Source organism: Microbulbifer variabilis (assembly GCF_023716485.1).
Taxonomy (GTDB): Bacteria; Pseudomonadota; Gammaproteobacteria; order Pseudomonadales; family Cellvibrionaceae; genus Microbulbifer; species Microbulbifer variabilis_B.
In genome coordinates, this window is record NZ_CP092418.1 from 3,073,582 (window position 1) to 3,093,622 (window position 20,041).

Consider the following 20,041-nt stretch of genomic DNA (forward strand, 5'->3'; position numbering starts at 1 on the left):
CGACTGATTACCAGGCTCGAGTTTTCGATAGTACGGAAATAGCAGCCAGATTTATTTGCGGTGAAGACTGAGGAGTAACCACTCAGAAGCTGCTGCATCGTATGACTATTTTTAATAATGACTCAGGAGAAACCATGGACGAGCTCGAACTTGGAACAAAGATCATTCGCACTGCCGTTGTCACGATAACCTTTTTCCTAATTAGCGCTTTTATAGTCTGGCGTGTAACAAAGCCACTAAAAAGCTTAGAAGACAGGATTCCTGAGAAAAAAGCCCTTTATGATGAAAAGATGAAGGCATACGAAAATGCCGTGCTTTTGATAAGTGGCCTGGAGTCGAAACTAAACCTTCTTCTTACTGAATTCGAAAAAATAGGAAAAGACAATAGTCCAGACTGCAAAGCTACAAAATCCAAAAAAGCCGTCATCTCGCACCTCAATAAAGCTGATAAAAGGCTGGGAAAACTGGCGCCGCACTTCGAGCCAGAAGTACAAACGCTGATTGAAGATCTGAGGAAATCAACTGAGCTTGCCTCGCAGTCGGCTGGAATTTTTGCTCAGGACCAAGAAAATTTTAAGCTGCTACAAAAGCAGTTGAACGCCCTCACAAAAAGCATCTTTAAAGATGGACATAACCACTTTTCCACTCTGTCGACTAGCGCAACTAACTAAACACCATGTAGAGTTAAAAGCCCGATTTTCGGTTTTGCCAAAACTCCAGTATGCGGCGCCTGCTGGACTTCATTAGGATTTCAATAGAGCGCATCCGCATATTGCTATCAATTTCCAACCTCACCACCTTGGACGGCGGGCCGAAGCGGCGCCAGTCTGTCCTCCTGGGCGCATTGACACACTTGGGAATGCTTGGTGCCCCCCCCCCTCAAGGCGAGAACTTTAGGCACTGCAAGAGTACCAGCAAAAGGAACAGGATGATCTCGCAGTAGGTCATCCCGGCAATGAGTACCAGTGAAATGCTCTCTAGGTTATTCACGCCCTCTCAACACAGAGTTTGCGAACTATTAAATCGGGCTTACATTCGATCCAGATCAAATTATTGCTTGGCATTGTCTGCCTCCTCAATACATGCACGAAACCGAACAGTTGTTGATCAATGATTGTATATCTCCCAATTCATTTTCTCGATTAACTGCATTACACCGAGGGAAACTTATCTTAATAGATAATTTGTTGAATTAAAGGGCTAGTAAGTAGTCAATATATAAATGTTGAAACCTCTAAAAAAAAAGAAAATTGAAGTACACACCGAAACCAATGTACTTCAAGAAAGCGACTTCATTCTTAATGAAATCACGAAAGTCGATGGCGCAGGCATTGTGACCACTACTTATGAAATCAGAACACCCGTAGGCGTCACCTTCACTCACAGAAGCAAAGCTGCTGCGCTTACAAAACTTGAAAGCCTTCTGCAAGAGCAACGTTTTTCAAACTCAGGTATGAGCATGTAATTAAAAAATAGGCCCTACTTATCGGGCCTAATTTCTTTGCGCCACATCAGCCCATACTTACTAGCCACTATCCCAAACTGCCGCTTGTAGATGGTTCTGGTAAGGGGACCGTTCATCGGGGCCATTATCGCCCTTGCTCTGGTTATGACCCTCTTCCACCAGCCACAGGTGGCCGGGTCTTTGCCGAAGACGCGGCGCTGCTCGCAGGCCCAATTGGCACCGCCATACTTATGGACTCAAGCGAGCAGGACTATATGCTCAACATCCAGATCCGAAGCCTTTTGGAAAACTGGCCGCTATAGGGGGCCACTCATAAGCGCGGCATATCGGTACAGGCCTTTTCATTTCTGAGGTTCACCGGAGTCAAGTAGAGATGAATCAGCAGCTCTTGGCGAGTATTCTGACAGCCACCATCGGCATCGGACCACTGGGGAAGCCACTGCTTGTGATCATAAGCCTCGAGCTCGGTTTAGTAGAAGCCGTTTAAAGTAGCTGTTACGGCAAGTAAGGGAAATATATAACCGTGCTTTAACATCGAAAGGCAGTCAGCTTATTTTGATAGCTGAGCCATATATGATTAGAACATGAAAGCTTAGTCAGCACTTTTTGTGAAATGCAGACTGTCTTTCACCCGAATCCCGGTGCTTGGGTCAGCGACATACCAAGTTAGCTCGTAATCTCCAGCCTCAAACCACCCTGGTATCGTTAGATAATTTCGAGTGTAGTCCTTTGCCTCAGAATAATTCAACACGACATCACGTGATTTATGAATGGGGTAATTATCCCCATTGGGAAGAGTGAGCACGCTCCATTGCTCAAGAGTAACCAATGATTGTGAAGAATCTAAATTGCGAATACTTGCATCATAATTGACTCTTCCTCCATAGGAAGGAACTGAAAATTCGACAGGTTCGTCAAGCACAATCGCTAACTGAGTATCAGAGACATCCCCCTCTACAACCAGCTCAAAGTCCCAGAAATCTATATAACCACCAGACACAATGAATGTAAATTTACCTTCTCCATCGAAAAAATTTTTTGCTAAGAGACTGTTTTCTTCCCCACAGATATTGATGCTTTCTTGCAGCTGTGGTACAGGATTAGGGTTTTCCGGTGTTGAAAGCTCTATGCTCCTAAACAACATCAACGCTTGCGATTCAAAATAAGGAAAAGTGAAAGGTCCTGCAGGTTCACTTTTTGTTTCATAAGATACTCCGCCCGCAGTTCCATTTTTAACTTTCGTATTGATACAAACTTTCTTAATGGTATCGAATTGATAGCCAATATCTAAATTCACCTCATGTTTAATTCCATCTTCCATCCTAAAGGGAAATGGCTCACCTAGATCTATTTTTGTACTGATTGTATCCGCATGAACCAGTGCCGATGCACAGATAAAGGTGATACCACCGATAGAATTTTTCAACACAGCCCTGTGCAGAGCGGATTCTGTAGCCAGTTTTTTCAAAATTACAACCTATTACATATACTATGAAACAAATAAAACTTCGGACAGTTTTTTAATGCCCAACCCTAATAAGGCCTGCAGCTTGATAATCGGCATTAATCGCACTCTTGGACGTCTCCAAATTGTGAAAAAATACCTTTACAGAGCTACAACCCTAAAACAGCTAGGCCAAAACTATCCGAAGTATTTTATTTCATTCTTTCCCCATGCCCCAAAATTTTCACCTTATATACGTACCAACTAAGCCAACAGTTAAAAGCAGAGCGATCAACTAACCTGGTTACCCCAGTAAATATTATTTAACGCGGATAACATCTGCCCCAGCACCCCAACCAAATCGCTGCTTGCACTCCCAATGATCTTCGGCAGAGCCGCCCTAGCGGTAAGCGATATGCCAGCCGCTGTTGCCTTTCATATACAGCGGATTGTCCGCTTTATTCGGGGCCACTTTTGCCAGGCAAAATTGTCTGTAGCCTGACATTTCCACATAGCGGGCAAGCTGGCCGACTTTGCCGGCCCAGGCGCCGCTGCCTGAAGCCACTAGGTAGCGCTCGCTATTACTGGCAATGCCCGGCGGATCGTTTTGTATGGCCAGCTCTTCTAGCTGCAGTTGTGCGTCGATAGTGTCCCGGGCTTGACGGCGGGCGCTAGGGTGTCCTCTTGTGCGAAGGGTTTGCCGTTATTGGGTATGCCGCTAAAGATGTTTGATTCCTGCTAACACGCAGATTTGTGCCTCCGGGCCTGGGCTGGTGATGCTGTTTAGCTAGCCGACTGCGATAGTGGCTATGCCTAGGATGGTGAGCGTGGCTGGGTTGATGTCTGCGCTCTGGTCATTCACCGATAACCGCTAAAAAACTAGCTTTGATCGTAGACAGCGCGGCCACCCAAGCGCCCTACTCCGAGCAATTGAAATACTAGCTGGCCAACGTCACCGACCCGGACCTGATTTTTGATTTTCTCGACAGCTGTGGGCATCTTTACCAGGCCAGAAGTAGAGCAGTTCTACGCAGCCTTTTTTATCAAGAGTAAGAGCAACGCGGCGATTGACAATATCTGTAAGCCGGCGGTTGAGCGCTGGCAGGCCCACTGCAAATCTGCCCTAGCCGCCAATAAACAGGCCAAAGAAATGTTTGAGCGCAGCAAGCGAGGGGGTAATGCGGTACTCATCGCCAATATGGAAAATAGCTTTAAGGCGTGCAAGCAAGAATCAGATAATGCAGCTTTTATCCGATCCAGAAAAGATCAAGCAGTTTTCCCGGCTGGTGTTTGATTTATTAAATAGGCCTGAATGACTTACACGGAAAACGGGTTAATGCCGGTTACACATATATAGAGGATATTACCATAGCATGGCTCTCGGGTCTTGAACTTTCCGCTTCCGCCCGCTTTAGCAACCCAGGCCATGCCAATCTATAGGTAGGGGATGATCCCCTACCAGCAAAACACATAAACGCCCTCGATTTTTTATGCATCTTGCCAGCTTGTAATTTTTTCAAGAAGAAGTACCTCAGTAGATAATTAGTGTTTTCGTTCTGCCCATTGAGTACTTCAATCTAATGTCGTTCTTTCAGGGCGACTGGTGGCATCAGCTCCAGTAAGATTCCCAGCTTACCCATGTTGAAAATAACTAGCCTGGAACCAACGGGCCCCACATTACTATTGCCAAGGGCAGTATTTGTTATAACAACCCAGGCATAAAATTGTGAGCCTAAATGAGACATGAATACAATATAATTTTCAATCACTCTCTTACAATAGAGCAGCGCAACGTGTATAGGGTTTTTACCAGCAGCTATCCTGGCACACTAATCCTGCATTTAAATAGATTTTGACAACAAATGGTTAATAGTGACTACTAGGGACCAAAAGATATTTTCAAGCGCCAACAAAGAGCAGCCTGACTCTTTTAAGCAGCCACAATACAGGAAAAAACTCAAGGCTTTATTTTAACTGCACAAGCACAATCAAGAACAGCTTGAAGAACCGTCCACCTTAGAGCTCTGACATCAAAAAAAGAATTTCCCCTGAAAAGGCAGAATAACGCTTAAGGTCGATCACGGGTATTTTGCACTGCACATAATATTGATAAGTTATTAAGTTGTGACAACATCCACTTAGCCCCACACAAAATTCAGATGCTGCCAAATCAACCAGAGGTTAACAAATCAATCTCGATTAATTGCCTAGAGCCAGATAAAGTTCTAAGCCGGAGATAATTAAACTTAGTCAACTCAAGACCAGAGCATCCTCTTAAAACTTGTTATGCAATCACATAAACCTTGGAGAATCATAAGAAAATGAACTTAGATAAATATATTCTTCTAACACTCTGCTTTATGTCTAGCGCTTTATGCTCCGCAGACACAATTAAAGTAGAAAATATATCTTACTCTGCCTCCATAATTAAAGTTGGTGCCGGCCAACCTGCAATTGCAGTAACTGACCTTAATTCAGACGGAAATCAAGATGTAATTATTGCAAACAATTCGGACAACAACATAGTAACCTATCTTTCCAATGGCAATGGGACTTTGACACTAGCGGGAGATTTCCCCGCCGGTGACAGCCCTTCAGGTCTATCGACCTCTGACATCAATGGCGATGGGAACGTTGATGTTGTTATAGCCAACCACGAAACCTCATACGTCACCATGCTATTAGGAAATGGCAAAGGAGGTTTTAACCCCGCACCGAATTCACCATTAAACGTGTACGTAACACCTCACCCACATGCCGTCCGATTAAATGACCTTGATGGTGATAACAAAGTTGATCTGATTGTAGACAACCGTAATCACGAAGGTTTACTCGTTCTCAAAGAACACGGGAATGGTGATTTTAAACTGCCAGGGAAGACTATCAAAGTGGGAGGAGACCCCTACCGGGGGTTTGCCATCAAAGACTTAAATAAAGACGGACACTCCGATTTGGTGACTCCAAATCAGAATGACATAGGCATATTAATAAATAAATCCGGCAAGGGTTCTTTCAGCTTAAGTAGTCTTGCGCAATCCGAAGTGCCATTTAGCGTTGAGGCGGCAGACATGAACGGAGACGGAAACATGGATTTACTTGTAGCGAACAATCGCAATATCATTACTATAATCCCAGGAGATGGTAGCGGTAGTTTTCTTAAAAAGAAACAAATCGAAATCCAGGCATCTAATGGCGCCAAACAGATTGCAACGGGAGATCTCAATGGCGATGATGTTGACGACGCTTTAGTCAGCAGTTGGTCAGGTGAAGTGCTTATTTTGATTGGAGGCCCGACGATCAAGTCAATCAAATTTAAGAATTTTAACATTCCCAACCCATGGGGGGGCACACTTTTAGATTTAAACAAAGACGGTAAAAGTGACTTTATTGTTGCGGATGGCAACAGCAATTTAGCAGCTGTGTATATAAGCCGGATAGAGTAACAGATACCCTATTGGATGTAATCTAAAGTTACTCCTGCAGCGTACCGGAATTAATTACCAGAGCAACATACCCACATAAATACAACCAACCTCTCAACCACAAAAAACCGCAGAAGGTTATCACCGTGAAAATAAAATCTCTTTTTGTTTTAGCTGCAACGACAACTATAGCCGTCAACGCTTCTACGCAAGAAAGTAATGACGCGGTATCCGATGAGACCATCGCAAATCAACGAGCGAATTTAGAGAAAAGCACCACAGGGAAAAGCTTTGGCCCACAATCTCCACGAGATATTGAATCAATTTCCGGAAACCATACGATTTTCTTCGCTGCCGCACCAGCTCATACAGTTATGAATTTGTGCAACATCCATTTTCATAAAAATGCTGAGCATAAAGGTGGAGAATTTACCCAGTATGCGGGCAATGGTGATGGACGTGGCTTTCTGTCAGGCTATAAATATTCCGGCACTCTTACCGCGGCCGAGTTAGCCCCACTTAATCAAGAAGTGTGCCCAAGCGATCATGGGAGTCTTTATCCGGGAGATACCATTGAAGTCCATTACGTCCACTCATCCGCCAAAATCAAGCCGGGCCCAACCTTGGGTTCCTGCTTTAATGAAGAGATTAAGAATCCACAATTGCGTGTAGAAACGCAAGTTTATGTCTTGGTGAATGATTCCACTGCTTTAGACTTTGTAAAGCTAACTGCCCATGATGAAAAAAGTGGTTTTCAACAAGCCTTGGGCATTCCCAGCAATACTGGAAAGCCAATTCAGTATTCAGGTTCCACCACCGGTCCAGATTACAATGAACAAGGCTCCCCTTATCAAGTCACCTGGAGTGTCCGCCCCAACGTTGCCAAGGTCAACATTACTTCTGTGGGCAACTGGTGCAAGGACAATATCTTTAATGAAGATCATGCTCACGGTGTAAGGAATCTGATCCAGAACCCCAAGCTTCTCTCCGAGATTAAACACTAAACACCCATGGCAAGAATAAAACTACCAGCGTGATCCTATCCAACAACAACGGACACGCCACTAAGCGGCTAACGACCCCTCAAACAGCTCAAGGCTACTAATGTATGGATGCCAACTAATGCCATAGCTAAACCACCCTGCTTCTTGGTTAACCGGAGTAGGAGCTGACCACTACTCTCCTTTGCATGATGGTCAATATTTAACCTCAAGTACTCTTTTTCATAAAAGTACTTGACGCTCCATGGAGAAGTCTATATTGTGCGCACCCTCAACGACGCGCTCGTAGCTCAGCTGGATAGAGTACCTGGCTACGAACCAGGCGGTCGGAGGTTCGAATCCTCCCGAGCGCGCCATTTCAAAAGGGCTTGCATCTCCGGATGCAAGCCCTTTTTTTATTTCTTCAGTAGATAGATTCACAAGTAGCGATTGCAGGCATACGACCATACACTTCTCATTAGCCTAAGGTAATCTCGGCTTCGGCCCGGCAGCATTCACTAACTCTTTAAGTAAGAGTGGCCTGCAGTCTTATGCTTAAGCGTGCGATTTTAGCCCTACTCTGTATCCTTGTAATTTATATTGTTGCCGCTTACGTCTACAACAAGCACTTTACTCAGTCTGCCACCTTCAAAAGCTCCCCCTCCGAGCCCGAACGATCTGAAAGCCTGGATTACCTCAAAGAAAAAGACACCATCAAAATCTTGATTGTAGATGGCGGCGGTGTCCGTGGGCTCATCCCCTTATATGTGCTCAACTATATCGAGAACAAACTAAACAAACCTATTAGCGAAGTTTTTGATGTTTATAGTGGTGTATCCAGCGGTGCTATTGTAGCCAGCGGCATCAACATCCCTGAAAAATTTATTCCCAAAAACTACACCGGGCATGATTCAGCCACAGAGTACTTAATACAACTCTATAAAGAAGAAAGTGACTATTTGTTTTCCTCACCCTGGTATCACGATCTATTGACAGGCTGGGGGCTTTTTTCCCCCTCCTTCATGGGAGAACGGCTCCACCGTGTACTGGAAAACCACTATACAAAGTCGCTTTCTTTTACAGACTTAAATAACTTTGTCCTTATTCCTGCACTGGACATTCACAGTGGTGAAATACACCTTTTCAAAAATCGTGGGGATGCAATCAAACAATTACCTACCGACAGCTTATACCAACTTATCACGGCAGCAGTCAGTGCCGAGACCGCCTTTCCCCCGGTAGTCTTCAAAACACCAGAGCAAACCAGAGTGCACCGTTACTTTGCCGATGCAGGTCTAGCCATGAATAACCCCACCAGTCTGGTGCTACTTGATATCCTTAAAGAGTTCCCAAATAAAAACTACTACGTTCTAATATTGGGGGCAGGTTCACCACCATTGGCCAGTAGCGAGGTAGATTATAGTGAGCTAAAAAACTGGGGGCGCATTCGCTGGATACGAGATGCTTTTTCTAATATCCAGAGATATATGGACCTTCAACAATTATACGCTCTTGATCTCGCCCAACATTTCTCCGATAGCGACCGCCTAGAATACGATTATCTCAATATCGAAATTGCTGATCCATTCGTCGATATCTTTGACTACGACTCCCTACACCATTTAAAAATTTATGCCGACCGCTTGATTGAAGAAAATCAACAGGACATACAAAGAATTATCGAGCGGCTCAGCCAGCCAGATGGAACATCTTCTCAATAGAAGCTCATTATAAGTTCGAATATTTGAGCATCTATATTTTCGCTGATTACTAAATATTTTCCCCTGCCCTTAACTTTCGATAGTTCACCTGCAGTTTTTATGCCCTGAAGATCACCTAGTTACTCAGAAAAACTGTACAGAATACGATTATCTCGATGATGATATTACCTGTCCTTTTGTTGACCTCCTCGACCATCAACGCCATTGCCCCTTGAAATGTCTCACTGTTAGACTTATCGGGCAGATAAAGATAATCCTAGGTTGTATTGTTAAGTTTTTAGACAAGGCACCCCGACAAATCCAACTCTCCCGGCTCCACAAGATCAATACTATTTGATTGACTATTTAATTTCACTTTACCATGCAGGAGCAGTTTCCCAGGCAATTCCTACTAGATATGAAACGTATCCAGGGCGTCAATCTGCTGCACTTTATGATCTGGGTATGCCTGGTACCTCCCATACCACTTTTTGTTTTCTCCTATTTCCTGGAGAGCCAAGAGCCGTTAACTCTAATCATTAGTGCCAATCAGAAAACCTGGCTATCCCTTGCCTTTGCCAGCTACATCTCCACCCTAATTGCTTTCGCATTTTCGGGCAGGCTCCTTAGATCACATCCCGCTGCAGCGGTTACCCCTTTTGCTCTATTGATTCCAGTAGTAGGTATTATCACTTCTTGTATTATCCTGGACGAAAAGTTACAGACCATAGAAATTATAGGCTTTGCGTTGATTATGGCTGGGCTTATATGCAACTCCTTATATGGTAGATTATTAGGGCTAAAAAAGCCCCTGGGTAAACCGTTCAGGCTCCCAAAGATTGAGTAGACATAATCTCGATGCTCTCAAAGAGAGCACCCTCAGAGAAAGATTAAACAATTTCATATTTAAAGGTGTAGGGCGCAAGCTGTTCCGTAAGGGCGCCCTCCAAGCTAGAGTTCCCTCCTGTGGTAACCCTAGCAATAGTGCCAAGTACCTTATCCTGCTCCACCTTTACCTGGTTGCTGGCAGTGGCCATGTCTGTTCCCCTCACCAACTGATCAATAATCCCCTGAATACACAAACGAATCTCTTCCATTTCCAAAGCGGGCTTGAAAATCTTGCCAACCGCTGTAGCAGGGAGTTCGGCACGGAGCACAATTCTTCTGGGAATGGCCGCTCGCTCAGTAATATTTTCTTTGGCATAGGTAGTAATTGCTTCAAGCAGGGCTTTGGCCAAATCATCCATTACAACCTCATGCCCTTTGACTATCAGGGGACTAATCGCTTCCTCTGATAACTTGACGTAGGCGACAGGAACCTCTCCCGCGTGGGCATCTGGTGTACCTACCGCTGCAGCCATAGCAACGGAAGGATGCTGGCAAAGCACCTCTTCTATCAATTTGGGCTCAATATTATGCCCTCCACGTACTATCAACTCTTTTTTTCGGCCTGTGAGCCAAAAATAGCCATCTTCATCCTGCCTGCCCAAATCCCCGGTGTTAAACCAGCGCTGTCCTTGAGCATCTTCTACCCATATCCCCTGATTATGCTCAGGATTAAGGTAACCATTAAATACATTATTCCCATGAATCAGCAGATTACCGATTTCATTGGCCTGGCTATACCGAATGAAGTTGCCTTGCTCATCCAGCTGGGCACTTCTCATCTCTTGCAGCGGTAAACGCAGCCCGATAGAACCCACCTTCTTCACGCCATGTGGTGGGGTGAGACTGCTAGCGCAAGTACCTTCCGTTAAACCATATCCCTCTACGATTTGCACACCGGTTATACGCTCAAAAGCATTAAAAACCTCAACCGGCATAGGCGCCGCGCCGCACAAAGCCATTTGTAGGGAGGAGATATCGCACTGATTTACTGGCTGCTGCAGCAAAGTGGAATAAACTGTGGGCACAGCGCTGAAGCTGTTCACGCGGTAGAACTCAATAATTTTCCAAAAATTACTGAAGACATCCTCACCTCGGTAACCTTGAGGGGTCATTAATACCACTTCGCAACCATTAATAAAGGCTGCTAGCCCCGTCACAATTGCCGCATTCACATGAAAAAGTGGCAGGCCACACAAGATAACTTTTCCTGGCCCCATAATGTCGCCAGCTACCAGACCTATACTTTTTGCATTGGCCAGTTCATTCCCGTGTGTATGGGTAGCAATTTTTGGTAGGCCTGTTGTGCCCCCGGTACAAAATAGAGAGGCGGTATCATCACTGTGGATACTGCGTTTGAAATTCAAGTGGCTAGATGGTTGCTGCTTAAGTGCCGACTGGTAGGCTATCCGCTTTTTACCTTGCAGCGGGGGTAGCCGTCTGCGGTATTGATACTGTATCGCACTAGCCGCAATGCCTTTAAACCCCCCTGCATGATAAGCTGGGTCCACATGGAAGATATTTTTAACCTCAGGCAAATTTGGCAAGATACTTTCAATTTTTTCACAGATATCGGTACCAGGGAAAGGGCTCAAGGTAACGATAGCCTTCGCTTGGCTATGCCGAATCAGCTCTTCTATCTGCCTGGCCTCCAGTAGTGGATTAATGGCCAATACTTTAGCGGCCGCCTCTGCCCCCCAGAGTACATAGTGCGTTTCTGGTAAATTTGGCAGTGCAAACGCAACCGTGTCATGTTCTTGAATGCCAACACTATTCAATAAATTAGCAGTTTGAATAATACGTTCAGCCAGTGTTTGATAGCTGATCTTTACTGGTTTTCTATGATCTTTGCCTGAGAGAAAAAAAGAAATCGCTGTTTGCTGGGAGTAACACTTGCACGCAGCCATTATTGCTTCAAAAGTGTTGCCGCTGAATTTTTCAGTAAGCGCTTTAAGGTTGGAGAAATCTTCCCCCTCTGGTTGCTTGCCCGTTAGCAAGTAATTTTCCAAAGCCTCAATATCTTTCAAAGTTGAAGTGGACATAATATTACTCCCTGATAGCCAATCAGAATGTGGCTGTATTAAATTATTTTTTATTTTGATATATAGAAAGCAAAGCGAACCTAGCTGGATTGCTGTGCGAGCCACTCCTGCTCGTCTCCGGGCTCCGGCATAACTGCCCCGCCCTCAATCACCCAACTGGCGGGAACATCAATAAGATCCACCTCACAACGAGCTGATGAACAACCCAAAAGCTGAGAGGCCATTCTTATAAAGCTATTAGCTAGAGCTGACTTGATTTTATCGCTACGGCCTGAGCGAATGGAACCCAGAATATGAAGACTACTCTTTGAACGCAAATGAATGCCTCGACTAAATACAACCTGTACAAATTGCGCGGGCGCGCCAGTTATTGTGCAGTGAGCTTCTGTGACCCCGGAGACAAGAGCTTGCTGCTCGGAGCCGGATAGTGGACGCTGGGTGGAAATCGTGTAAAGCGGCATTTGCGGCCTCTTATAGATTGATATGAGTGTTGAAGTGCCCCGTGGTGCTTTTGGATCTCACTAAACGCACCAGTGTTTTGGCTATGTAGGCAATTTGCCGCAGCGGCGACATACGTTTGCGATTTGCACTTAGAAATTTCCTGCTGAGAGACTGGTCAGGTGCAGTAATAACGACCTCGTTTTTATTGATCCCAGTGGTGACACACCACTGCTCCAGCAGTTCGTATAAAAACGGGTGACGCAGCTTGTTTGATGTCCCATCAGGCACGGGAGCCATCAGGGTAGCCACCGAAGATTTCTCTCCGTTCATAAAGGCCTGATCTGGCGGAACCTCCATCCACACCAGCCTGGGAGTGACGGACTGGTCCAGGTGACCCCGGTAAGCCCGCCGTATCACCTGCTCCAACGCAGCCTTGTTGAAACTTGCTTGCGAGCCCTCGACCAGGGCGCATAACACGATGGGTTTAAAATGCATTTCACCTCCAGATAAGTTTCATTTTGGAACTAATTTAATACCATTAAGTTCCAAAATACAACTAAAATTGATAGGTTATCGGCCGACCTCTCAATAACCTATGGCAATATGACGGCCCGAAGCGGCCTCCAGGGAAGTTTTGTTTTGGAACTGGCTTGTGAGACTATGGCGCCTTGAGCAACCCTGGGACTGCTATGAGCGAGAGTAAACCCGCTGTTCAATGTGGGATCGAAGAGGCACTTTCTGTAATCGGCGACCGCTGGAGCCTGCTTGTTGTCCGCGATGTACTGAGAGGCGTTAATCGGTTCGACTCGCTTCAGGACAGCTTGCAGATCTCCCGAAATATCCTTACACAAAGACTCTCCAACCTGGAAGAAGCCGGCATTCTGATTAAGGCGCCCATTAAGCCCGGAGCACGGCGTATGCTGTACAGCCCTACCCCAAAATGCCTCGCGCTCGTTCCCGTTTTGGTCTCTATGATTGATTGGAGTGCACACTGGTCTGAGAAAGCCAATGTGCGCTGGTCCCGTGTGATTGATAAAAGAACCGGAGAGCCTGTTCAGATAGATTTGGTGAGTAAAGATGGTAAGCCGGTATCCTTGCTGGATCTGGATTTGAAATACTAAAGGGCAGCGGGTTAAGGCCCACCGAGGGGCCTGCTCTCTCCACATTTACTTATCTCGTTACCCTCCCTCGCTCCCTCCCCTTACTCTCTGCTTGTAGCTAGACTGGTTTTTATCGATCGGTAACCAATCCTAACCACCCGATGCAACTTTATTGTGATCATTGCGGCCAACTCTGGAATATCGAGGATTCAGCGCTTATTTCAATACAGGAAATCCTCCACGCTTTTCCCGATAGCAGAATAAGCGCAAAGCTGATCAAAACTTTAAAACCTACCATTGGCCTCCCCATGATGGCGGTGAAGCAATTCGCAGGCCACAAGACCTTAAAGAGCGGCCACTGTTTCTTTTGCAATGCTCAGCTGGACAATATTCCAATTCTCTTCAAAAACTGCGGCAGCTGCGGAGCGCTAAATCTCGATATTCCAAAGCAGGGCCAGCGAGCCCCTTATTAAAAATACACCTTCTTAAACATGTACTAATGGCAGTGCCTCCCAGCGTGTGGTGTAGGCGGGTGAGCGATAGGCTTGGCGCATCTTCCAGTGCTTATGCACCCCCTCAGCCCCTAGAAAAAGAGTGCCGCGGCCAAAGCGCTGGTTGACTCTATCGAGGGCCTGCATCATCTCCGCGGCACGGGCCGGCTGGCCGGCGGTAAACATATCCCCCTGCCCCAGGGAGCTGGGCACCAGCTCCACCAGGCCCACACCGGCTTTCATAAAACGATGACCAGGGCGGTAAAGCTCGGTTATGGCCCCCTTGGCCAGGCTCGCAATCAAGCGGGTGTCATTAGTGGCATAGGGGCACTGTACCAGCGTACTGCGACTGTAATAGTGGGGCTCGTGGGGCGAGGTGTGCAGAAAGACATGTATCGAAGCCACCAAGCACTCCTGCCCGCGCAGCTTTTCTGCCGCCCGGCTGGCATAGAGACTAACTGCCTGCAGAATGGGCTGTAGTTCGCTCAATTTCTCGCCAAAAGAGCGCGTGCAATAAATCTGTTTTTTTGCCGGCGGCTGCTCCTCCAGATTCAGGCATGACACCCCATTTAATTCCTCAATGGTTCGTTCAATATTGATATTGGTGTGTCGGCGCAAGATTTTAGGATTCGCCTGGGCCAGGTCATAGGCGGTCTCTATACCCAAGCGCCCCAATCGCTTGGCAAGACGCCTGCCGACTCCCCAGACTTTATCGACCGCCATGCGTTTCTGCAGCCATTGCCATTTCTGCGGAGTATCCAGGGCACAAACCCCGTTGCACTTGGCAATTTTTTTCGCTGCCCGATTGGCGAGCTTGGCCAGGGTCTTACTCGGAGCAATCCCCACACTCACCGGCATACGCACATCGCGCCATAGGGTTGTGCGAATCCGCTGGCCGTAATCCAACCACTCCTCCTGTAAACCATACAGATTCAGAAACATCTCATCGATACTGTACACCTCCACCTCTGGGCTAAAGCCCTTCAGGGTCTCCATAACCCGGTGGGAAATATCGCCGTACAGTGGATAGTTACTGGAGAAGATGGCCACATTGTGCCGCCGCAACAGATGTTCAATCTTGAAGAAGGGCTGCAAATCCCCAATCCCCAGCGCCTTGGCCTCATTTGAGCGCGCCACCACAAAACCATCATTATTAGAAAGCACCACCACCGGCCTCCCCCTTAAGTCGGGCCGGAATATCTGTTCACAGCTTGCGTAGCAGCTGTTGCAATCCACCAGTGCCAGCATTCAGAGAGGGCGGTGATAACGAATGGAGGCTTTAACCACCCCTTCAACAATCAATTCCTGCCCTTCCCAAACCGGTATCGGCGGGTAACGATCGTTGGCCGACAGCAACCGCCCATGATGTCGATCCAGTACTTTGCAGGTGAGTTGACCATCCAAAGCCACCACCACCACATCGCCGTGTACTGGCGTTAGTGAACGGTCAACAACCAAAAGGTCGCGGTCGAAGATCCCCAAGCCCTGCATGGAATCGCCATTGGCACGAGCCATAAACGTAGCCGCCGGATGAGTGATCAAATGCTGATCGAGGCTGAGGCTTTTCTCTTTGTGGTCATCCGCCGGGGATGGAAAGCCCGCGGCCACACCGTGACTGTAGAGAGTCGCTAGTTTCATAGGGTTTCACTCGATACTGTATATGCATACAGTTTAGGGGGAGTTCGCCAATTCCGGCAAGAACGATGACTGACCAACGAGCCGCCAGCCGTGCTCGCTACAGGTCCATAGCAAGGCCACAAAAGCACAGCACACACTAAAACCGGCACCCTGTAGCAGGGACCCACAAGGTGTAAATACCAGCTACGGGCTATTCGAGTATGTTGTGAACCCAGTGCACTCTTGGGTAAAGCCAGCAACAGGCCACAACCTCCCTCCAAGTGGCCGCTTGGCAGCATAGCTGCCTGGGATTATGATCCGCGCAACAGGCGGGTAATGATCGATGACAAGGCCCGCCCTAAAAAAGCAACAGCCCCCACCCGAGTGAACACAGTACGGAGACGAGACAAAAAATGAATTTGGCTATAGCGGCACTGATCGTGGCCTCCTATTTTATCTGCATGAGGCTTAGCTCCTCCGCTATCAACCGGTTCGGGCAGGCCAGGGCGGTGAAGCCCTATCGCCTCAAATATATCTCCAAAACCATCAGTATTGCCGTCTTGGTATTCCATCTGGTGCTGCTGATCAGTGCCCTGGGGTTTGAATACACCCAGGTTTCCATTTTTCTCTCCTCTGTGTTCGCAGTAATTGGCGTAGCACTTTTTGCTCAGTGGTCGATACTGAGTAATATTACCGCCAGCCTAATTATTTTCTTCGGCTTTCCCTACCGGGTTGGCGACCAGATTCGGGTGATAGATAAAGACGATGATATCTCCGGCACTATTGAGGAGATCACACTATTCCATGTTCTCATCAGGCGCGGCGAAGAATTAATTACTTACCCCAACACTTTAATTCTGCAAAAAGGCGTAATCAAAAACCCCAGTAAGCAGCCGACTGAAGCACCTGCAAAGCTGCCGGAAGCCAGCCAGACTGAAGCGCAATAGCTCTCTACTTTCCCGCCCTCAATTCAGGGCGGGAAACCCGAAAGCGACAAGCCCTCTCTGGAACTTTTGTACCAACGCGCTCTTCTCTCCCTTACAGAAAAACCATGCCATCTGGCTGGCTACACCTAAATAACAAAAAAGCAGGCCCGCAAAATTTCTACAAAAGGCACAAAAAAAGTTCTTACCACTTCCCATCTCCAGCGAAGTAATTTGCTTCAACCGTCTCAATAGTTAAAAATGCGCAAGATTCAATGAAATTGGCTTTAAGGGACTGCATGACCGATACCCTCAAAGATATACTCCACTTCGTACAGGAAATGGGCCTGAAAAATGGCTTGTTTGTCATTTTTTTCATCTTTGCACACTATTTATTGTTCTGGATGTACAGTGGGCGATTGAAAGATCGTCAAGTTGAAATTGATCGACTAGCGGCAGATAATAAGGAGTATCGGGATAGGTTCCTCAAGCTGATGGATAATGCTTTTTCCTATTCTCCGCCCACCAGAAAAGTGGCCCCAAAAAAGCCAGTTAATGAAAAGGAGTTTGAGTAGTGCTCTCCATATTGCTCGCGATCGCTCTTCTCTTCATTGCAATTCAGTTATACCGGCTTCATGAGATAAGAAAGCACGACCAACACCTGTTCGAGTTTTGTCAGCTGCGGAGAGATACGATCTCGTATCTCTCTAATTCCTATGAGAATCTCTCCAGAACAGATTATATTGCCCTCAGGAAGATCAATGATGCGCTGAGCAGCATCATAGCCGGCTACAAAGAACACAGAACCGTTGTCTTTAACTACCGCCTGTTTATCGAGTACCTAGATGAACTCAAAGCCTTTGAGAAAAAAGCCGAGAAGATATCCACCGGCAACAAAGATATTCAAGACCTGCTCAAAAGAATCCACTGCTCCATTTTCAAAGCCTTCCTGGCATTTACTCCCCACCTGAAATCAGAACTTGCATTTTCCCTCATGATGAAACTGATTTCCCTTGGCGTTAAGGCGGGGGTTAAATCTCTAAAAGACTACTTATTACGCCTCAAAGAAGCAAAGGTTATGGTGAACACCTTCAAAGGGTCTTCTACCCCCTGTTAGCCCCTAGTAGCAAATTTGGGGGCCTATGCCCCCGCCATCGCGTCCACTCCCCGCACCCAAACCTAACAGTCCCTTCTGAGGCGATATCCAGCAATTTTGGTCAAGTGCCAGACACACACAAGTCCTAGAATACTTTCATTAGAAGAGGTGACAGCTATGGCAGAGTATAGGGATAGGTTTGTGCAGGTACTGCACTATATTGAGGAAAACCTCAACTCCGAACTCGATATCGACAAACTCTGCCAATACACCAACTTGTCTAAATATCATTTTCACCGGCAATGCTCCGCCTTTTTTGGAATGCCGGTAATAGCCCTAATCAGGCGATTGAGATTAAAAAGGGCGGCCTATCAACTCACCTATAGAGACAAAAAGGTGGTGGATATCGCCCTGGAGAGTGGCTACGACAGCCACGAGGCCTTTGCACGAGCCTTTAAGAAACTCTTTGGCAAGAGCCCCTCAGAATTTCGCCGCGCTCCAGACTGGGAAGTTTGGCATAAGCACTATGAACCAGTTACAGCACTTAGGAGTCACTTTATGAGAAATACAGCGAAATACGAAGTAACCATTATTGAATTCCCCAAGACTCAACTCGCCGCCATGGAACATAGAGGCCCAGCCCACCACCTGGGTGCTACTATCAAACAGTTTATCCAATGGCGGAAGGCTCAAGGGCTTTCACCACGTAATAGCAGAACTTTCAACCTGGTTTATGATGACCCAGTAACCACGCCCCCTGATCAATACAGATTTGATGTCTGCTGTACCGTGCAATACCCCATTGATGCCAGTGAAAGGAATATAGTCAACAAAGTAATTCCGGCAGGGAAATGCGCAGTCATAAGGCACTTAGGCAGTGACGATACCATTGGAGCGGCTGTTCAGCATCTATACTTTCATTGGTTGGATCATTCAACTTTTGCAGTTCGTGATTTCCCAATCTTTTTTGAGCGGATAAATTTTTTTCCCGAAGTACCTGAGAGTAAAATCATTACAGATATATTTCTTCCCATAGAAGAAAATATCTAACAGCAAGGGTTGAGAAAATACAATAAATATGCAGCTAAGAAGCGTTCCATAAATCACTCAAAATAATAAAACTAATCCTACCACCTGCACTCTCTATGATATGGATTAAAGAGCACAGGTCGCCCCATGAAAACCAGCCACATATCGACCATCCTGGTCGTTGTTATCATTGCTTTTGTGGGGCTATTGTATTTCTACAATTATCGCTTAACCCAGAGCATTAAATTTAACGCTTACCCGGTTACAGACGAGTTTATTAATAGCAATGACTCTCTCAAAGACAAAGATACTATTAAAATTCTGATTATAGACGGAGGGGGTATACGTGGATTAATACCACTCTATGTTATCCAATTTATAGAACAACAGACTGGCAAGCCTATTGATGAACTATTTGATGTTTTTAGCGGAGTATCAACTGGCGCCATCATTGCCACAGGGCTCAATGTCACCCAGATACCAAATCAAGAAGGTATCCCAGAAAAAATAGACTCAAGAACTAAAACTGAGAAAGTAATCGATATTTATAAAAATGAAAGCAGATACCTATTTTCATCACCCTGGTATCACAAATTAATGAGCGGGAATGGTTTTTTCTCGCCTCGCTTTAGCGGAGAGCGCCTACGCAACACCATCGAGAAACACTATACCGATGAAATAAATTTCACTGATCTAAAAAATTACATCATTATACCTTCTTTCAATATACATACAGGCCAGTTACATCTGTTCAAAAACCGTGGCGAAACGGTTAACAAACTGCCAACGGACACACTGTATCAACTGGTCACCGCCGCAGCTAGCGCAGAGACCCTATACCCTCCTGTCGATTTTATAACTACTGGGCGGGATATTCGTCACCGCTATTACGCTGATGCCGCTATATACGCAAACAACCCCACCAGTATTATATTACGCGATATCATTAAAGAATTTCCGGGGAAAAACTACTATGTGTTGATTCTCGGATCCGGCACATCACCATTGGCAACAATGGAGACCAATTACAGGAACCTAAAAAGTTGGGGGAAAATTAACTGGCTTCAAGATCTTATATCCGGTGTGCAAAGGTCCATGGATGACCAACAACTATATACTCTGGAGATTGCAAGCTCTCTAAGTCCTAAAGGAAGAATCAGTTATAACTATTTAAACGTGGAAATTATCGACCCATATGTCGATCCATTTGACTACAAATCAATCGATAAACTAAAAATTCTCGCCGATAGACTGATCAGCGAAAACCAAGTAGAGATTGATCAGGTAATCAATAACCTCAAGCAGAATGGGTAATTATTACTCTAAAACACCTTCCACACAGGTATAGTTTGCTTTTCATCACGGTCAACATTACTGTTTCCCGGTGAGACATTCACAGATGCGAC

General features: G+C 46.1%; 21 protein-coding genes and 1 tRNA gene. 14 read left to right on the forward strand and 8 right to left on the reverse strand.

The window, feature by feature from the left end; translation table 11 throughout:
• The first annotated feature begins 134 nt into the window (after positions 1-134).
• The gene (locus MJO52_RS13690; protein ID WP_252082240.1) at positions 135-671 is read left to right on the forward strand and encodes a hypothetical protein; all 537 of its coding nucleotides are present in this window, start codon (positions 135-137) and stop codon (positions 669-671) included.
• A 551-nt stretch (positions 672-1,222) separates the two neighbouring features.
• The gene (locus MJO52_RS13695) at positions 1,223-1,465 is read left to right on the forward strand and encodes a hypothetical protein (protein ID WP_252082241.1); all 243 of its coding nucleotides are present in this window, start codon (positions 1,223-1,225) and stop codon (positions 1,463-1,465) included.
• Positions 1,466-1,525: 60 nt separating this feature from the next.
• Here the strand turns inward: MJO52_RS13695 and MJO52_RS13700 are convergent, their stop codons facing one another.
• From MJO52_RS13700 to MJO52_RS13710, 3 genes are all read right to left on the reverse strand, one after another.
• The gene (locus tag MJO52_RS13700; protein WP_252082242.1) at positions 1,526-1,678 is read right to left on the reverse strand and encodes a hypothetical protein; all 153 of its coding nucleotides are present in this window, start codon (positions 1,676-1,678) and stop codon (positions 1,526-1,528) included.
• 379 nt (positions 1,679-2,057) lie between these two features.
• Positions 2,058-2,933, reverse strand: coding sequence for a hypothetical protein (locus MJO52_RS13705; protein WP_252082243.1), 876 nt, complete (start codon positions 2,931-2,933; stop codon positions 2,058-2,060).
• Positions 2,934-3,309: 376 nt separating this feature from the next.
• On the reverse strand, positions 3,310-3,474 hold the full coding sequence (locus MJO52_RS13710; RefSeq protein WP_252082244.1) for a hypothetical protein: 165 nt from the start codon (positions 3,472-3,474) through the stop codon (positions 3,310-3,312).
• A gap of 408 nt (positions 3,475-3,882) precedes the next feature.
• Here MJO52_RS13710 and MJO52_RS13715 point away from each other — a divergent pair, with 408 nt between their 5' ends.
• The 6 genes from MJO52_RS13715 to MJO52_RS21500 all read left to right on the forward strand — a co-directional run bounded on the left by MJO52_RS13715 (position 3,883) and on the right by MJO52_RS21500 (position 9,858).
• On the forward strand, positions 3,883-4,203 hold the full coding sequence (locus MJO52_RS13715) for a hypothetical protein (protein ID WP_252082245.1): 321 nt from the start codon (positions 3,883-3,885) through the stop codon (positions 4,201-4,203).
• A gap of 1,027 nt (positions 4,204-5,230) precedes the next feature.
• A complete protein-coding gene (locus MJO52_RS13720; RefSeq protein ID WP_252082247.1) occupies positions 5,231-6,352 on the forward strand; it encodes an FG-GAP repeat domain-containing protein in 1,122 nt (373 codons plus the stop codon).
• A 125-nt stretch (positions 6,353-6,477) separates the two neighbouring features.
• Complete coding sequence (locus MJO52_RS13725) at positions 6,478-7,335, forward strand: delta-class carbonic anhydrase (RefSeq protein WP_252082249.1); 858 nt, start codon at positions 6,478-6,480, stop codon at positions 7,333-7,335.
• 276 nt (positions 7,336-7,611) lie between these two features.
• Positions 7,612-7,688, forward strand: a tRNA-Arg gene (locus MJO52_RS13730).
• Between the two features lie 174 nt (positions 7,689-7,862).
• Entirely contained in the window at positions 7,863-9,032 is a 1,170-nt protein-coding gene (locus tag MJO52_RS13735) for a patatin-like phospholipase family protein (RefSeq protein ID WP_252082251.1), read from the forward strand.
• Positions 9,033-9,429: 397 nt separating this feature from the next.
• On the forward strand, positions 9,430-9,858 hold the full coding sequence (locus MJO52_RS21500; protein ID WP_353505435.1) for an EamA family transporter: 429 nt from the start codon (positions 9,430-9,432) through the stop codon (positions 9,856-9,858).
• Between the two features lie 43 nt (positions 9,859-9,901).
• Here MJO52_RS21500 and MJO52_RS13740 read toward each other — a convergent pair whose 3' ends face one another.
• From MJO52_RS13740 to MJO52_RS13750, 3 genes are all read right to left on the reverse strand, one after another.
• Positions 9,902-11,938, reverse strand: coding sequence for an acyl-CoA synthetase (locus MJO52_RS13740; protein ID WP_252082252.1), 2,037 nt, complete (start codon positions 11,936-11,938; stop codon positions 9,902-9,904).
• 80 nt (positions 11,939-12,018) lie between these two features.
• Positions 12,019-12,399, reverse strand: a complete 381-nt coding sequence (locus tag MJO52_RS13745) for a tautomerase family protein (RefSeq protein WP_252082254.1) — start codon at positions 12,397-12,399, stop codon at positions 12,019-12,021.
• A 10-nt stretch (positions 12,400-12,409) separates the two neighbouring features.
• Positions 12,410-12,874, reverse strand: coding sequence for a hypothetical protein (locus tag MJO52_RS13750; protein ID WP_252082256.1), 465 nt, complete (start codon positions 12,872-12,874; stop codon positions 12,410-12,412).
• 194 nt (positions 12,875-13,068) lie between these two features.
• Between MJO52_RS13750 and MJO52_RS13755 the strand changes: the two genes are divergently transcribed.
• Positions 13,069-13,500, forward strand: a complete 432-nt coding sequence (locus MJO52_RS13755) for a winged helix-turn-helix transcriptional regulator (protein ID WP_252082258.1) — start codon at positions 13,069-13,071, stop codon at positions 13,498-13,500.
• A 464-nt stretch (positions 13,501-13,964) separates the two neighbouring features.
• Here MJO52_RS13755 and MJO52_RS13760 read toward each other — a convergent pair whose 3' ends face one another.
• A complete protein-coding gene (locus tag MJO52_RS13760; protein ID WP_252082259.1) occupies positions 13,965-15,218 on the reverse strand; it encodes a Y-family DNA polymerase in 1,254 nt (417 codons plus the stop codon).
• Entirely contained in the window at positions 15,219-15,608 is a 390-nt protein-coding gene (locus tag MJO52_RS13765) for a LexA family protein (protein ID WP_252082261.1), read from the reverse strand.
• Positions 15,609-16,000: 392 nt separating this feature from the next.
• On the opposite strand from MJO52_RS13765, the gene MJO52_RS13770 reads away from it, so the two are divergent.
• The 5 genes from MJO52_RS13770 to MJO52_RS13790 all read left to right on the forward strand — a co-directional run bounded on the left by MJO52_RS13770 (position 16,001) and on the right by MJO52_RS13790 (position 19,949).
• Positions 16,001-16,534, forward strand: coding sequence for a mechanosensitive ion channel family protein (locus MJO52_RS13770; RefSeq protein ID WP_252082263.1), 534 nt, complete (start codon positions 16,001-16,003; stop codon positions 16,532-16,534).
• Positions 16,535-16,809: 275 nt separating this feature from the next.
• A complete protein-coding gene (locus tag MJO52_RS13775) occupies positions 16,810-17,085 on the forward strand; it encodes a hypothetical protein (protein WP_252082264.1) in 276 nt (91 codons plus the stop codon).
• Entirely contained in the window at positions 17,085-17,627 is a 543-nt protein-coding gene (locus tag MJO52_RS13780) for a hypothetical protein (protein ID WP_252082265.1), read from the forward strand. Before MJO52_RS13775 ends, MJO52_RS13780 begins: the two co-directional genes overlap by 1 nt.
• A 156-nt stretch (positions 17,628-17,783) precedes the next feature.
• Positions 17,784-18,656 carry an AraC family transcriptional regulator gene (locus tag MJO52_RS13785; RefSeq protein WP_252082266.1) on the forward strand — a complete coding sequence of 291 codons (873 nt, stop codon included), beginning with the start codon at positions 17,784-17,786 and terminating at the stop codon, positions 18,654-18,656.
• Between the two features lie 126 nt (positions 18,657-18,782).
• A complete protein-coding gene (locus MJO52_RS13790) occupies positions 18,783-19,949 on the forward strand; it encodes a patatin-like phospholipase family protein (RefSeq protein WP_252082267.1) in 1,167 nt (388 codons plus the stop codon).
• Positions 19,950-20,041 lie beyond the last annotated feature (92 nt).

Bases quoted from the DNA above. Each gene is read 5' to 3' on its own strand.
- MJO52_RS13690 (WP_252082240.1), top strand. From the start codon at position 135: ATGGACGAGCTCGAACTTGGAACAAAGATCATTCGCACTGCCGTTGTC.
- MJO52_RS13695 (WP_252082241.1), top strand. From the start codon at position 1,223: ATGTTGAAACCTCTAAAAAAAAAGAAAATTGAAGTACACACCGAAACC.
- MJO52_RS13720 (WP_252082247.1), top strand. From the start codon at position 5,231: ATGAACTTAGATAAATATATTCTTCTAACACTCTGCTTTATGTCTAGC.
- MJO52_RS13735 (WP_252082251.1), top strand. From the start codon at position 7,863: ATGCTTAAGCGTGCGATTTTAGCCCTACTCTGTATCCTTGTAATTTAT.
- MJO52_RS21500 (WP_353505435.1), top strand. From the start codon at position 9,430: ATGAAACGTATCCAGGGCGTCAATCTGCTGCACTTTATGATCTGGGTA.
- MJO52_RS13740 (WP_252082252.1), bottom strand. From the start codon at position 11,938: ATGTCCACTTCAACTTTGAAAGATATTGAGGCTTTGGAAAATTACTTG.
- MJO52_RS13745 (WP_252082254.1), bottom strand. From the start codon at position 12,399: ATGCCGCTTTACACGATTTCCACCCAGCGTCCACTATCCGGCTCCGAG.
- MJO52_RS13750 (WP_252082256.1), bottom strand. From the start codon at position 12,874: ATGCATTTTAAACCCATCGTGTTATGCGCCCTGGTCGAGGGCTCGCAA.
- MJO52_RS13755 (WP_252082258.1), top strand. From the start codon at position 13,069: ATGAGCGAGAGTAAACCCGCTGTTCAATGTGGGATCGAAGAGGCACTT.
- MJO52_RS13760 (WP_252082259.1), bottom strand. From the start codon at position 15,218: ATGCTGGCACTGGTGGATTGCAACAGCTGCTACGCAAGCTGTGAACAG.
- MJO52_RS13765 (WP_252082261.1), bottom strand. From the start codon at position 15,608: ATGAAACTAGCGACTCTCTACAGTCACGGTGTGGCCGCGGGCTTTCCA.
- MJO52_RS13770 (WP_252082263.1), top strand. From the start codon at position 16,001: ATGAATTTGGCTATAGCGGCACTGATCGTGGCCTCCTATTTTATCTGC.
- MJO52_RS13775 (WP_252082264.1), top strand. From the start codon at position 16,810: ATGACCGATACCCTCAAAGATATACTCCACTTCGTACAGGAAATGGGC.
- MJO52_RS13785 (WP_252082266.1), top strand. From the start codon at position 17,784: ATGGCAGAGTATAGGGATAGGTTTGTGCAGGTACTGCACTATATTGAG.
- MJO52_RS13790 (WP_252082267.1), top strand. From the start codon at position 18,783: ATGAAAACCAGCCACATATCGACCATCCTGGTCGTTGTTATCATTGCT.